Source organism: Psychrobacter sp. FME13 (genome assembly GCF_014861395.1).
Lineage (GTDB): Bacteria > Pseudomonadota > Gammaproteobacteria > Pseudomonadales > Moraxellaceae > Psychrobacter.
Genome location: NZ_RRYV01000412.1, coordinates 1 through 324 on the forward strand (window position 1 = coordinate 1; position 324 = coordinate 324).

Sequence of the window (324 nt, forward strand, 5' to 3'; positions counted from 1 at the left end):
AGCTCGTATCAGCAGCGCCATCGATCAGCGTATAGGGCGCTTGTTGATGGGTTTTAGATTGCTGCTCCTCTGCGATAGCTTCTAACTGGGTCTTGATCGCTTTGTGGTCATTGACCTGTCGTCCCAGTCCCGTTGCCAATTGTGTTAAGCGTTCAGCCAAATGTTGACCACCCAATGCCGTTTGGGTAAGAGTCGGGGTGTGCTGTTGATAGTTGTGCTGTCCAGATTGTGCATGGGTTTGCGGCTGGGTGGAGAATACTAAAGCTTCGCCCGACTTGATATTGATTTGAGCGCTAGTATTGGCATTGATACCTTGACGTTTAC

Annotated in this window: 1 protein-coding gene; it reads right to left on the reverse strand. The window is 49.7% G+C overall.

The annotated features are described in order from the left end of the window. The coding region (locus EI164_RS17590; RefSeq protein WP_192521088.1) for a hypothetical protein at window positions 1-324 on the reverse strand (324 nt) is incomplete at both ends.